General features: G+C 67.7%; 6 protein-coding genes. All 6 read left to right on the top strand.

What is annotated here, in order from left to right; genetic code table 11:
- The first annotated feature begins 35 nt into the window (after positions 1–35).
- The 6 genes from PKB_RS12950 to PKB_RS29110 are packed head-to-tail and all read left to right on the top strand — an operon-like array spanning position 36 to position 14,333.
- Entirely contained in the window at positions 36–365 is a 330-nt protein-coding gene (locus PKB_RS12950; RefSeq protein ID WP_242411244.1) for a GPW/gp25 family protein, read from the top strand.
- Positions 362–4,159: a baseplate J/gp47 family protein gene (locus PKB_RS12945; protein WP_043252288.1), complete on the top strand. Its 3,798-nt coding sequence runs from the start codon at positions 362–364 to the stop codon at positions 4,157–4,159. The genes PKB_RS12950 and PKB_RS12945 overlap by 4 nt, the downstream gene beginning before the upstream one ends.
- Positions 4,152–7,235 (top strand): hypothetical protein, encoded by a 3,084-nt coding sequence (locus PKB_RS12940; RefSeq protein WP_043252286.1) that lies wholly within the window; start codon positions 4,152–4,154, stop codon positions 7,233–7,235. Before PKB_RS12945 ends, PKB_RS12940 begins: the two co-directional genes overlap by 8 nt.
- Positions 7,236–7,247: 12 nt before the next feature.
- Positions 7,248–10,424, top strand: coding sequence for a hypothetical protein (locus PKB_RS29990; RefSeq protein WP_043252284.1), 3,177 nt, complete (start codon positions 7,248–7,250; stop codon positions 10,422–10,424).
- 4 nt (positions 10,425–10,428) lie between these two features.
- On the top strand, positions 10,429–11,739 hold the full coding sequence (locus PKB_RS12930) for a contractile injection system tape measure protein (RefSeq protein ID WP_043252282.1): 1,311 nt from the start codon (positions 10,429–10,431) through the stop codon (positions 11,737–11,739).
- A gap of 2 nt (positions 11,740–11,741) precedes the next feature.
- The gene (locus PKB_RS29110; protein WP_084166630.1) at positions 11,742–14,333 is read left to right on the top strand and encodes an eCIS core domain-containing protein; all 2,592 of its coding nucleotides are present in this window, start codon (positions 11,742–11,744) and stop codon (positions 14,331–14,333) included.
- Positions 14,334–14,962: the final 629 nt, after the last annotated feature.

Below are 14,962 nucleotides of genomic sequence, written 5' to 3'. Positions count from 1 at the left end.
GCCGGGCTTTCGACAAGAAGGCCGCCAGCGTGAGCATGAGCAGCGGCATCCGCGATATCGAGGAAAGCCTGCGGATCATCTTCAGCACCGCCCTCGGCGAACGGATCATGAACCCGCTGTTCGGTTGCGCGCTGGACAGCTCGGTGTTCGAGGTGATGAACGCCTCGCGCATCGCCTGGCTGGAGAACCTGATCCGCACCGCGATCATCTACCACGAGGCGCGCATCGACGCCGACCAGATCACCGTCGAGCCGGACCCGCTCGCCGGCCGCCTGCTGATCGCCATCGGCTACAAGGGTGCGCGGCTCCAATTCGCGCTTCAACTTCGTCTACCCCTACTACCTGAACGAGGGCTGAGACCGTGACCTGCGCGAAAGGGAATCCGCTGGTTCGCTCCGGCACGACCCAGGACGGCCGCATCCGCGCCGAACTCGCCACCGACCACTTCCTTCCCGACGAGCGCGACCTGCCCGACCTGATCCTGTTCGGCCAGCGCTTCGCCAAACACATCCAGTACTACGACGCCGGCAATGCGAAAGCCGGCGACTGGACCGCGTTCTTCGAAAGCGACGTCACCGCCAGCCTCGCCGCACTGGCCAAACTGCCGGTGGACGCCTTCCGCGGCACCCAGCTCGATCTGGAGAACTGGTTGAAGGCCGACCCCGCCCGCGACTCGGCGCAACTCGCCACGCACATGCGCCTCGCCTTCCACCTGCCGCTGGTGCTGCTGCAGATCGCCGGCCGCCACCATGAGCGCCTGCCCGCCGACCATCCATTCAGTGCCACCCTGATCGAACTCGCCGCCCGCGACCTGGCCGAGCCGTTGGGCGGGCTGATCGGCTGGTACAAGGGCGGCTTCGACGCCAGCCTCGGTATCGGCAACGAGGTGTTCGCCGACGACCCGCTGTTACCGGCCGACTACAACATCGACGGCGCTGCGGGCGACAAGCGCCTGCGCCTATCCGCCACCATCGCCGCGGCCATCGCCGGCCAGCCGGAGTTTTCCGTGGCGCCGCTGCCGGTTTCGATTCTCGCCAAGGTCGATGCGGCCGGCTGGGCTGCCCTGTACGCCGCCACCGCCGCCGATCCGTCGCCCTATGTGGACGCCATCGGCCAGTCGAACCAACGGTACGAGCAGATCTACGACGCCCTCAGCTACAACCTGCTGAGCACGGCGGTGGAGCACGTCTACCAGGCGCTGGAGCGCATCCGCCGAGACGCCGTGGCCCACCTTGAGGAATCGCTGGCGAGCTTCGCCGGACATGCGCCGAACTACGGCCTGTGGCTGGCCTTCCTCAAGCTGTTCCAGCACGCCCGTGGCGAAATGAACCGCTTCACCGAACGCCATCTGGACTTCTACTTCCGTGAAGTGCTGCGCCTGGACAACCGCGCCGCGCAGCCGGACCGCGTGCACCTGTTGTTCGAACTGGCGAAAGGCGTGGAAGCCCACCTGCTGCGCGCCGGTACACTATTGCGCGCCGGCAAGGACGCACTGGGCAATCCGGTGTCCTACGCGCTGGACAACGATATCGTCGTCAACCGCGCCAGCGTCGCCGAGTTGCGCGGCCTGCAGGTGCTGGCCGGCGGCACGTCATCGGCGCCGACCTGCCTACCGCTGGCCGCGCTGGCGGTGCGCTCGCGGGATGGCCTTGGCGAAGTGGAACTGGCGAAGGACGAGCCGAGCTGGCCGCCCTTCGGCCCATCAGTCAGCCCCGCCGCGCGCATCGGTTTCGCCGTTGCCGACCGCAAGCTGTTCCTGCGCGAAGGCACCCGCAGCATCAGCATCCGTGCAGAACTGAAGAGCCCGCTGGCGAGCACCTCCATCAGCCCGCGCTGGGTCGTGCGGCTGACCGGGGAAACGGGCTGGTTCGAACTGACCGGCACGGCACAGATCAGCACGGTGCTGGACAACAGCTTCAGCGAGCCGGCGGAAGAGGCTGCGACCCGACCTGAGAGCAAGGCCCAGTCGAAGGCCGCCGCCAGCAATGCGCGGAAGAAGAAACCCAACGCCTTCGCCGACAGGAAGACCGGCAGCAAGGACCTGCATATCCTGGAGATCACCCTCGACCTCGATCCCGACGATCCGCCCATCGTCCCGCTCGACGCCAAGCTGCACGGCGGCGACTACCCACCGGGCGTGCCGGTGGCGGAAATCACCTTCGACTTCGCCGCATCCTCCAGCGCCCGCGCCTTCGCCGTGCTGCGCGACATCCGTGCCAGCCGCCTGACCCTCGCCACCGAAGCCTCCGGCCTGAAGAACCTGATGGTGATCGCCGGTGGCGGCGTGGTCGATGTGGCCAAGCCGTTCGCCCCGTTCGGCGCGCAACCGCTGGCCGGCGCGCAGTGGATCGTCGGTTCGGCGGAAATCTTCTCCAAGTCCATCGACGACTGGGCGCTGAGCCTCGACTGGGCGACCAGCTACAGCAGCACCGGCTACTTCTGGAACCGCTCGGCCGACAGCTACAACCCCGGCGAGGCGGTGCTCAGCGGCGGCAAGTGGATCGCCGTGCCGGGCAGCGTCAGCAAGACCTCGCGGCGTTTCGGCCGGGGACGAAAGCCGACCAACAACACCGATATCGGCCTCGGCGAAACCGGCGTGGGAATCGCCATGAAGAGCGCCGACCTGATCGACGGCCTCACCGAACAGACGCTGGAGAACCAGCCGCTGACCGCCACCTCGCTGAACGGCTTCGTGCGTCTGCGCCTGCCGGTGGACTTCGGCCACAATGCCTTCGTCCGCGAGAACACCCGTGCGCTGATCGGTCTTTCCGGCGGCGCCGCGTATGTAGCGAGCACGTCGGTCAACCTCACCACCCAGAGCCTCCCGCGCGAGCCCTACAACCCGCTGATCACCCGCCTCGAAGCGGCCTACGCGACCACCCGCGACCCGGTGGAGGACTTCACCCTGCTGCACCCATTCGGCTTCTCCGATGGCACTGCCGACGGCCGCCTGTTCCCCGCCCTGCCGTTCGCGGGCGCGCTGCTGATCGGCGTGCAGGACTTCGCCGCCCCCGCCCGCCTGACCCTGCTGGTGCAGGTGGCGGACGGCTCCGGCGATCCGCCGAAGCAGGCGCCGCCACTACAGTTCCACTACCTCGACGGCGACGCCTGGCTGGCGCTGGACGAGCAGGACATCGACGACAAGACGCACAACTTCAGCAGCTCCGGCGTGCTCGGGCTGAACCTGCCGGAAGCGGCGGACCGGAATCACCGCGTGCTGCCCGCCGGCCTGCACTGGATTCGCATCGCCGCCAGCCACGACGCCGACGCGCTCAACCGCCTGCTCTCGGTGGACGCCCAGGCCGCCCGCGCCAGCTTCATCGACAGCGGCAACGACCCGGCCTTCCTCGCCACCCCGTTGCAGGCCGGCAGCATTGCCAAGCTGGCGACGCCGGAACTGGCGATCAAGAAGATCACCCAGCCCTACAGCTCCTTCGACGGCCGCCCGCGGGAAGGCAATCGGGCCTTCGCCACCCGCGTCAGCGAGCGGCTGCGGCACAAGGACCGCGCGGTGACCCTGTGGGATTACGAGGCGCTGGTGCTGGAGGCCTTCCCCCGGCTGTACCGGGTGAAGTGCCTGAGCACCACCGAACTGGAGCGCAATGCGCAGAACGTGATAGTCGCCGACAACGAGCTGATGCCCGGCGCCGTGACCGTGGTCACCGTGCCCTGGACCCACGGCCAGAACGCCCGCGACCCGCTGCGTCCATACACCGACCAGGCAACCCTGACGGCGGTCGATTCCTTCCTGCGCCGGCGCATCTCGCCGTTCGTGCGGCTGGAGGTGCAGAACCCGAAATTCGAGGAGGTGCAGGTGGATTTCAAGGTGAAGTTCATGCCCGGGATCGGCGACATCGCCTTCTACATCAACGAGCTGAACAAGGCGCTGATCGGCTTCCTCACGCCCTGGTCGCGTCCCGGCGGCGGCGAGATCACCTTCGGCGGCCGGCTGTGGAAATCCACCATCATCGACTTCGTCGAGGAGCTGCCGCAGGTGGACTACGTCACCGAGTTCCGCCTCTACCACAAGGTCGACATCGCCGCCCCCACCGGCAGCTGGACGCCGGTGGACGTGGAGCTGATCGAGGCCACCACGGCGCGCTCGATCCTGGTATCCGCCGCCCGCCACAGCATCAGCGAGGTGCCCGGCAATGCCTGAAGCCTCCATCCCGCGCCAGCCGCAACTGGCCCCCGCGTTCGACTACAGCCACCTGCGCGCCGAGGGACTGGGGCATCTCCAGCGCCTGTCCGGCCTGCTGTGGACCGACCACAACCTGCACGACCCCGGTATCACCACGCTGGAAATCCTCTGCTACGCGCTGACCGACCTGACCTACCGCACGCGCTTCGCCACGGTCGACCTGATGACCGGACCGGATGGAAAAATGGACCCGGCCAGCCTCTCCGGCCTCGCCCCGGCCCATGAGGTGCTGACCACCGCGCCGCGTACGATCTTCGACTACCGCCGCCTGCTGCTGCGCATCGAAGGGCTGCGCAACGCCTGGCTCGACCCGATGCAGAACCCGGCCGAGCCGGCCAACTACCGCCTCGCCGAAGTGCCGCTGTACGCCGACTGCCTGGCCGACGCGCTGAGCTTCGAGGCGAAGAGCGCGGCGAACCAGGCCAACCATCCGGTGAAACTTTCCGGCCTGTACAAGGTGCGGGTGGAACTGGAGATCGACGACCTGCTCGGATCGATGAACGAGTCGGCGCTGCTCTACCAGGTCCGCCGTGGGCCGCTGAAGGGTGCGGTGCTGGCCTTCGACTGCGCCGACCCGGCCTTCCTCGCCGGCAGCATCGACTTCGCCGCTGGCCTCGCCAGCCTCGATTCGCTCAGCGTGTCCTCGACCCCGGGCGGCTTCAACGCCACCCTCAACCTGACCCTCGACGGCGGCCAGACGCTCACCCTGAAGCCCTGCACCCTCCGCGTGATCGAGGACCGACCGCGCCCCGACCGCCCGGCGCTGAACATCACCGCCCAGGCGATCCGCGACGTGCTGCTGGCGACCAGCGCCGACGACGACCTGCTGCCGCTGTTCTGGCGCAAGCAGCAGCGCCGCGTCCAGTCCCTCGACGCGGTGCGCTGCGTGCTGCACGCCAATCGCGGGCTGTGCGAGGACTTCCTCTCCATCGCCACGGTGATCCCCTACCGCATCGGCATCTGCGCCGATATCGAGGTGACGCCGGACGCCGATCTGGAGCAGGTGCAGGCCCAGGTATTCCACGCCATCGAGAAATACCTGTCGGCACCGGTGCGCTACCGCACCCTCGAAGAGATGCTCCGCGAGGGCCGCCAACCCGACGAGATATTCAACGGCCCCTACGTCGATTTCGCCTTCACCTGCAACGGCCAGCCGGTATTCACCAAACCCGGCTTCATCACCGACGAGGACCTTGCCAACAGCGAGCAACGGCGCAAGGTGCAAGCCTCCGACATCATTAACCTGGTGGTGGACATCGACGGCGTGGAGGCGATCAGCAATCTGCAGCTGCGCGTCTATGGCAGCGATGGCCAGCCCGTCGGCAACGCGGTGAAGTGGACGCTGGCGGTGCCCGCCGACCATCAGCCGGTGTTCTACACGGAAGGCTCAAAGCTGCTCTTCCACAAGGCCGGCATCCCCTACCGTGCGCAGGTCACCGAGTTCCAGCGCACCCTCGACTACCTGCGCGGTCTCGACCGCCGCGAGCTGTACGTGCCGCCGGACCAGGTGCTGCCGGTGCCGCTGGGACGCTGGCGCAACACCGACGCCTTCTACAGCGTGCAACATGACTTCCCGGCCACCTACAAGATCGGCACGGCGCGCATCTCGCCCACCGAAGGTGCCGAGGGTGTCGAAGGCCCCGAGGCCGCCAAACTCATCGCCGCACGCATCGCCAAGGCGCGCCAGCTCAAGGGTTACCTGACCTTCTTCGACCAGATTCTGGCCGACTACCTCGGTCAACTGGCCAACCTGCGCCGCCTCTACTCCCTCGACAAGACTCTCGACCGCACCTGGTTCAGCCCACCCCTGAGCGGCATCGCCGGCTCGCTGGACGAATTCGACAGCGAGTTCTACATCGACGCCACGCTGGCCGACGACATCGCCCGCGTGCGCCTGAACGAAACCGAGGAAGGCTTCCTCGAACGGCGCAACCGCGTGCTCGACCACCTGATCGCGCGCTTCGCCGAGCGTTTCGCCGACTACGCGCTGCTGTCGTTCCGTCTCTCCGGCGACCGCCTGAAGACCTCGGACCAACTGATCGAGGACAAGATCGACTTCCTCGCCGAGTACCCGCGCCTGTCCCGCGAGCGCGGACAGGCTGCCAATATCCGCCCGGAGGACCCGGCGCGGGTGTGGGACAGCGACAACATCTCCGGCCTGGAACGCCGCGCCGGCCGCCTGCTCGGCATCGACGACCTGACCCGGCGCGATCTGCACTGCGCCGGGCACTTCGACAAGCTCTTCCGCACCCTGAAGGTCGGCGACGCATTCCAGGTGGTGATCCGCAACGCCGGCAACCAGCTGCTGTTCGCCTCCGAGGAAACCTTCGCCGATACCGACGCCGCGCTGGCCGCCGCAGCCGCTGTCTATCCGGGCCTGCGCGAGGAGTCCGCCTTCGAGATCGCCGAAACCCAGGGCGCCACCACCTTCACCCTGCGCATCGTTTCCGGCCCGACACCACTGACCCACCGGACCGCCTTCGACACCGAGGCCGACGCCTACCAGGCAGCGCGGGCGATCGTCGACCGCTACGACGAGATTCTCGCCTCCGACCTGTGCAACTCGGAAGGTATGCACCTGATCGAGCACATCCTGCTGCGGCCGTTCGCCAAGGGCGACGAGCTGCTGCAGGTGTGCCTGGACGAAAACTGCCGGTTCTGCGGCGAACAGGACCCGTACTCGTTCCGCGTCTCGGTGGTGCTGCCGTACTGGCCGCAGCGCTTCCGCAACCTGAACTTCCGCTCGCTTCTGGAACGCACCATGCGCGAGGAAGCGCCGGCCCACGTGCAGGTGAAAATCTGCTGGATTGGCCAGCGGCAGATGATCGAACTCGACGCCGCCTACCACGCCTGGCTCGACGCCAAGGCCGCGCCGGGTCCCGATCACGCGCAGGTCAGCGACACGGCGCGAAAGCTGATCGAAATCCTCGAATCGCTCGCCACCGTCTACCCCGCCGCATCGCTGCACGACTGCGACGCGGGTGAAGAACAACCCATAGTCCGGCTGGGCTCGACGGCCCTCGGCATCTTCTAGGGAGCGCGGCAGATGGACATCCAGACCTTCTACCCGGTGTTCGAGACCGGCCAGGTGCTCACTTCCGAGCAACTGAACGACATCATCGAATACCTCGAACCGCAGGACCGCACCACCCGCGCCAACCTCACCGGCATCGGCATCCTCTGCGGCCTGCGTCCGGACTGGAGCCCCACGGCCGGCACCCTGGCGCTGTCGCGCGGCGTCGCCGTCACCTCGTTGGGGCACCTGATCCTCGAGGACCACACGCTGTTCGACCGGGTGCGCCCCTACACGGTGCCGATCCCCTCCTCTCCCAACGCCACGCCGGAAGACAAGGCGAAGGCGCGCTATCCCTTCCTGTTCGACGGCAATACCCAGCGCGAGGCCTTCGAGCTGCTGCCCACCGATTTCCAGCCGGCGCCCGGCGAGGCCACGCCGACGCCGCTGACGGCCGCCTTCGTCGCCGACAAGACGGTGCTGCTGTTCCTCGAAACCAACCTCGAATCGCTGAAGAACTGCGACGTCAACGACTGCTCGGACAAGGGCTCGGAGATGAACCTGACCCTGCGCCGCCTGCTGGTATCGCGCAGCGTTGCCGACACCATCCTGACCCAGGAACAGGCCATCGCCGGCCGCCCGGTGGACCGCGCCAACCACCCGCGCCTCGGCCTGCCGCGCCTGACGATGGAGAAGGTCAATCCGGCCGGCAGTGCGCTGGTCGCCCTTGCCGACCTCTACGGCCGCTACCTCGCCTGCATCGCCAAGGCCGCCAGCCAGGCAATGCCGGCGATGAACGCCGCGTGGAACGCCTACAAGCCGCTGCTGCAGGATATCTATCCGGACGCCCGCTTCCCCGACGGGCCGATCCCCAAATACCACCTGCTCAACATGTTCGCGGCGCTGGCCGAGACGCCGGTACTGCTGCAATACCTCTACGCCGGCATGCACGACATGTTGCTCGGCTACAACGAGTTCGTCGAATGCGCGGCAACGTTCGACGCCGAGTGCGCGCCCAACCCGGAACGCTTCCCCCGACATATCCTCGCTGGTGATGTGGAACCGCGAGCGCTGGCCTTCGCCGGCGCGCCGAAGACCCTCGCCGAATACGCCAAGTACGACGCCCTGGCCGCCAAGGGCGGGGCCGCTCCGGAAGGCGCGCCGGCACGCCGCCGCCATCATTTCGTACCCTCCCCGGCGCTGGACTCCGGCTACGACAAGGCCGCGGAGCTGCGCGCACTGTTCTCACGCCTGGTGCTGCTGGCGCAGACCTACGCCACGCGCGGCCTGCTCGGCGCGGACATCGAGCTGACCCCGTCCCGCGACGGCGCCGCGCCGCTGGGCGAACGCGCGATCCCCTTCTACTACCGCTTCGATACCGGCAGCGACCTGCTCGCCAACTGGTCGTGGCGCAAGGCGCGGGCCAACCGCTTCGGCACGATCCACTCCTGGCAGTTCAGCGCCAGCGCCAATCCGCATCCGTTGCTGCTGCGCCAGGACGAGCAGGACTTCATCCGTATCGAAGGCGTGCTCGGTAAGCCGCTCGGCTCGACCATGGCCGAGCTGATCCGCGAGAAGCGTCGGCTCGGCCTGTCGTTCTCCATCCAGCCGGTGTGGGTCGCGTTAAGCGCCGATCCCCGGCAGAACGACGCCGCCCGCCAGCGTGCGCAGGCCGCCATCCAGCAACTGCTGATGTGCCGGATGCGCGACCTCGACGTGATCTTCCTGATGATCATGGCGGCGATCTTCGCCTTCATGGTCTGGCTGGTGCAGGTGCTCGGCCGTCTCGACGCCACCAAGGCGACCAAGCGCACTCCCAGTACCGCACCACCAGCCGGTGGCGCCGTTGGTGGGCTGGTACTCAACGCCAACCTGGCGGTGCTCAATCTCGAACCGCAGGAGCAGCAGAAAGTCCGTCTGATCAGCGACCAGTTCCTCAGCACGGCACGCAATCAGAAGATCTTCGCCAACGACACGGTGAAGGTCCTCGCCCAGAGCGCCGCCGAGCAGCCGCTGCAGACCGTGGCTGTCGCCAGCATCTTCGACAAGGTGCGCGACAAGGCCATCGGCGGCGAGCTGTTCGAGCGCGTGCGCGCCGCCAGCGACACCCTCGGCGTGGCCGGCGACAAGGAGGAGCTGAGCAAGGCCATCTACCCGTCCGTGGCGCTGATGGCGCGCGCCGAGGACATGATGAAGGTAGCCAGCGCCGACTCCCTGGCCGATTTCGACGCCGAGGCCTTCGACACCGCGCTGCGCGGCTTCACCGACGCCTACGCCAACTACGCGACGCAGGCGGAAACCGACTCTGCCAGGGCCGGCGCGGAGATCGCCAACGCCAACCTGGCCATCGTCGGCAAGCGCGACATGGTCAGCGCGGCAGCGACACAGTTATCCAGCACGACCATCACCCAGGAGCTGGCCAAGCGCCTGAAGTCGATGTTCGAGGAGATGACCTTCCCCGGCTTCGCGCAGAAGCATCCCGGCCTGGAGCACAAGGGCGGTACGCCGGTGGGCGGCACCTTCGTGCTGTTGTATGCCGGGCGCGAAGAGCTGGACGCAGGCATGCGCATCGCCCTGGAGAAACTGCGCGGCGACCTTGGCGATCTGTTCGCCAAGCTGCTCAAGGCCAATGCGCCGGACCTGTCCCCGGACCAGACGATCAAGCAACTGTTCGCCAGCAGCAAGCCGCGCAGCGACGACCAGCTCGACGACTTCGTGGTGCTCGGTGACTTCTGCCTGCCCTACTTGTGCTGCGACAACGACTGCTCGGATATCGTGGTGGACCGGCGGATCAACCAGGGCGTCGGCACCCTCAAGGCCAATCTGGTCAATCGCGCGGTGCTGACCAATGCGGTGGTGACGCCGGCTCCGACACCGACACCGGCTCCGACACCGGGCGGACCGGCCAGCGGACCGACGCCGACGCCGACTCCCACGCCTACGCCGACCACCGGCAAGGTGGTGGTCAGCGTGACCTCTGGCGATCTGCGCCGTCCCGTACCGGTGCGGGGCGCGATCCTGCTGGTCACCGACCTCGCCACTGGCAAGAGCAGCGAGCACCGCATGCCGGAAGCGACCCTGACGCTGGACCTGCCTTCCAGCAAATACTCCTTCGTCGCCACCAGCGGTACGGCCAAGTCGGCGCTGGTGGATATCGGGCTGAAGGCGGGCGCCTCCGTCAACGTCAGCCTGCAGTTGGTCGCGGGATAGCGCGATGGCGGGCGCGGAGCATCGCATCGGCCGGCTGGTCTTCGACCTCGCCACGCCGGACGAGGCTGCCCACGGCGGCTTCAGCGCAGTGCTGCGCAACCGCTTCGACGCGCTGATCCTACCCGCGCTGCAAGCCGCCCTCGACCGCATCGACCGCCCCGGCGAGCTGATCCGCTTCGACCGCGTGGAGATCGACCTGGGCGCCTTCGACCCGGCGCAGCTGGATGGCGACGAGCTGGCGCGGCGGCTGGCTGCGCAACTGGCCGCCGCGCTGGTTCCGCCGCCTCCGGGCGCCGATGAAGCGCCGGATACGAACGAGCTGATCGCCTTCCTGCACAGCGGCGAACTGCCCTGGGTCGAACCGGGCAAGGCACTGGCGCTGCTCGCCGCCAATCTGCTGGCCCTGGATACCCGCGCCCTGCGCCAACTGGCCGAACGCCTGCGTCCGCTGCTGATCCGCCGGGCTGCCTGCTTACGGCTGGTGCGCCAGCTGCCCGCCGCGCTGCTACGCCGTCTGCTGCGCGCGCTGTTGCCGGAGGAACTGGCGCTGCCGCTGGCGGCGGCCTTCGGCGAGGATGCGGCGGAACCGGCAGCCTCCCTGAAGCCGCCGCCGGAAGCCCAGGTCGCCGCGCTGGGCGAGCTGTTCCGCGCGCTCGCCGGCGGACTGCGAATGCCGGAACTGGGCGAGGTGATCGGCCTGTATGTGGCGCTGGACAGCCGTATCGCCATGCCCGCGCTGCCGACCGCCGCCATCCCCGCGCCCACTGCGCCCGACGCAACGGAAGCCGAGCCGGCCGAAACCGCGCAATCCGCTCCGCGCCCCGTACATGCTGCCGGCGCGGTGCTGCTGCATCCCTATCTCTCGATGTTCTTCGATCGCCTCGGCCTGCTCGCCGGCCCCGGTCGCTTCCGCGATCACGCCGCGCACTGCCGCGCGGTGCTGCTCGCCCATCACCTGGCCAGCGGCGCCGAGGACGTGCCGGAGCCGGAAACCCTGCTGTTCAAGCTGCTCTGCGGATTGCCCTTCGGCGAGCCGGTGCCGCACCGTATCGAGCTGAGCAAGCACGAGCGCGAGGAGGTCGACGCCCTGCTGCGCAGCGTGATCGGCCACTGGCAACGGCTGGGCAATACCTCCCCCGCCGGCCTGCGCGAAGGCTTCCTCATGCGGCCGGGACGCCTGGAGCGTCGCGGCGATGGCTGGCTGCTCTGCGTCGAGTCGAGCGGCATCGACATCCTGCTGCAGGACCTGCCCTGGACGCTGTCGCGGGTACGTACGCCGTTCATGCAGTCGATCCTCAGCGTGGACTGGCGCTAGCCATGAAGACCGCCGTGTCGCCGCAACACAAGGCCTCCACCAGCGAGGCCAAGGGCGGCGGCGGTGCGCGCAAGCCGTTCTTCAGCAACGTCGCAACGCAAGCCAAGGAGGACGAGCTGCAGGCGCGCATGAAAGTCGGTCGACCCGGCGACCGCTACGAGCTGGAGGCCGACCGCGTCGCCGACCAGGTGGTCGACGGCAAGCGCGCCGGCGTCGGTCTGGCGGCAGGCGTCACCCCGCTGGCCCAGCGCGTCGCCGAGGAAAATGAGGAGCTGCAGGCCAAGGCTGGCGAGGAAGAGCAGGCGCCGGAAGAGAAGGAAATCCAGACGAAAGCCGAGGAGGAACCGGAGAAGGTCCAGGCCAAGACCGAGGAAAAAGAGGAAGTCCAGGCCAGGGAAGAAAAGGACGAAGCAGTACAAGCCAAGGCCGATGGCAAGGAAGAAGAACTGCAAGCCAAGGGTGAGCAGCCCGATGAAGAACTGGCCCAGGCCAAGGAAGAAGACGAGGAACTACAGGCCCGCTCCAACGGCGGCGGCACGTCGCCTTCGGCCGAAGTGGCGCGTCAGATTCGCGCCTCCCGCGGCGGCGGCAATCCCCTGCCCGGCCCGGTGCGCGAGAAGATGGAAGCGCAGTTTGGCGCCAAACTGGACGGCGTACGCATCCATACCGACGCCCCCGCCGTGCTGCTGGCCCAGTCGCTCAAGGCGCAGGCCTTCACCCGTGGCAACGACATCTTCTTCAACGAGGGCAAGTTCGCCCCGGACTCCCGCTCCGGCCAGCACCTGCTCGCCCACGAACTGACCCACACCATCCAGCAGGGTGCGGTGCAGCCCGAAGCTGAAGGCGGCGACAAGGACGTGGTCAGCCTCTCCCCCACTGAGAACGCCGACAGCTACCAGGTGCGACCGGAGATCATCGAGGCGATCCGCCTGGCGCGTGGCGAGATCGGCAAGGTCAATGCGAAAAAATCCGGCGCCGATGGCAAGCGCGTCGGCTGGGAACGCCTGCGCGAATACTTCTCCACGGCGTTCGGCGGCCCGGTCGTCAGCGAGCAGGTGATCGATAAGATCACCACCATCGAGAAGACCGACAAGGACGGTAATAAAACCCGCATGGACGCGCTGCCCAGCTGGTGCGGCATCTTCACCTGGTGGGCGATGAAAAAGGCCGGCCTGCCGATCCCCGACTGGAAGCTCGGCGCGCCGGCTCTCGACGCTCTCAAGCTGCGCCCGGCCGGCGAGCTGCCGCGCAAGGGCGACATCGCCATCGACGTGCTACCGAACAACCACTTCGCCATGGTCACCGGCCTGGAGAGCCGCAAGGACGCCGAAGGCAAGCCGCAGAAACTGACCCGCGTCGCCACCATCAACGGCAACACCGCCGGCGAGGACAACCTCGGCGGCCAGGTGCAGGAACGCTGGCACGAACTGGAGCACTGGAACCACTTCCTCGACCCGGTGGGCAAGCTCAACCTGCCACCGGCGCCAATGGTTACGGTGGGCCGCGAGCCGACGGAAATCGCCGAGGCAGGCGCGGAAGCAGCACCGTCCGCCGAAGCGAAGAAGGAGGCGCCGCCGGCAGAAGACCGTGGCCCGACCGTGGACAGCGTCGATCTCGAAAGCGAAGTGCCGCCCCCGCCCGGCGATCTGCTGGGCGAAGCGCTGCCCGAACCCGACCTGAGCCTGCCGCCGCCCGCCGATGCAGGTCCGGCCGAGCAGGTGGCGGTGGTGGAAAAGGCCGAGCTATCGGGCAGCTCCGACGAGGCAACGACGAAATTCATCGACGCCAGCCCGTCGGCCATGGCCGTCACCCAACCCGAGCTCGGCCCGACCATCGACGGCAAGATGAAGTCCGAGCAACAGGAAATCGTGGATAACCCGCCGGTGCTGGAGGCGAAGACCGCCGGCAGCGTCGATGTACCGCTGGCAAGCGCGGAAGAGATCCCGATCCCCGGCGATACCGAGCTCGGCGATGGCGTCAGCGGGCCGGACCCGGGCGGCCTGCAGACGGTGTCCGAAGGCTCGCCGCAGCCGTTCCGGGGCAACGCCGAGCGCGAGAAGGAACTGGAGGAAGAGGATTCCGGCTCGTTCTGGGATCGCTTCATGAACTTCCTCAGGAAGTTCGTCAAAGGCATCCGCACCACCGACGACAACATCGACACCTCGGCCGGCGAGCGGCCCTCCGTGTCGCTCGCCGGCGAGGCCGACCCCGGGCGCATGGACACCCCACGCGAGGAAGCGACCACGGCAATGAAGGGCCAGCGCGACGCCCAGGTCACGGCGTTCCGCAATAATCCCGGACAGGCCAACATCCAGCCGCGGATGCTCGACGAGCAGCGCCCGGTCGCCGTCTCCCCGGAAGCGGCGGCGACCAATCGACCCGCAGGCCGACGACAATGTCGCCGCTTACGCCGCCGCGCCGCTGCCGCAGGACGTGCGCGACAACGCCGACGCGCGGATTGCCAAGACCCTCACGCCGAACCTCGCCGAGGCACGCGGCCAGACGGTGGACGCCGCCACCACCCGCGACACCGACAAGGATCGCGAGATAGACACCGCGCAGGAGGCCGCCGCCCAGCTCAATGCCGATACTGACGCCGCCCAGCGCAAGCTGGTGATCGACAATCGCGGCAAGGTCGCCAAGCTGCAGGGCGACGGCATCGGCGAGGCCTACGAGCACGTCAACGCCTTCAACAAGGACGCCGCCGGCGAACAGGGCAAGGCGCGCAAGGAGATCGGCGAGCACGTCAAGAGCGAGGAAGGCAAGGCCAAGTCCGAACTGGAACAGGGCGAGAAGGACGCCGAGAAGGAGAAGGTCGAGGGCGAACGCCAGGCCGCCGAGAAGAAGAAGGAGCTGGAAAAGGCGCAGGAAAACGACAGCTGGTGGGACCGGGTCAAGAGCGCGATCAAGAAAGCGGTAAAGGTCATCACCGACGCCATCGACAAGGTCTTCACCGCCGTGCGCAACGCGGTGAAGAAGATCATCGAAAAGGTGAAGAACGCCGCGATCAAGCTGATCAACGATGCCCGCAACTGGGTGGTGGACAAGCTCGACAAGTTCCGCGACTGGGCCAAGGACAAGGTCAACACCTACCTGAAGGACACCTTCCCGGGCCTCGCCAAGCGCATCAACGACGGCATCGACTCGGTCACCGATGCCGCCATCGACGGCGTGAACACCGTCGCCGACGCGGCCATCGAGGGCATCACCAAGCTCGCCGATG

Source organism: Pseudomonas knackmussii B13, from assembly GCF_000689415.1.
In the GTDB taxonomy this organism is placed as follows: domain Bacteria; phylum Pseudomonadota; class Gammaproteobacteria; order Pseudomonadales; family Pseudomonadaceae; genus Pseudomonas; species Pseudomonas knackmussii.
The sequence above is the reverse complement of the archived record's forward strand: the minus strand, read 5'-3'. Positions and strand labels throughout refer to the sequence as shown.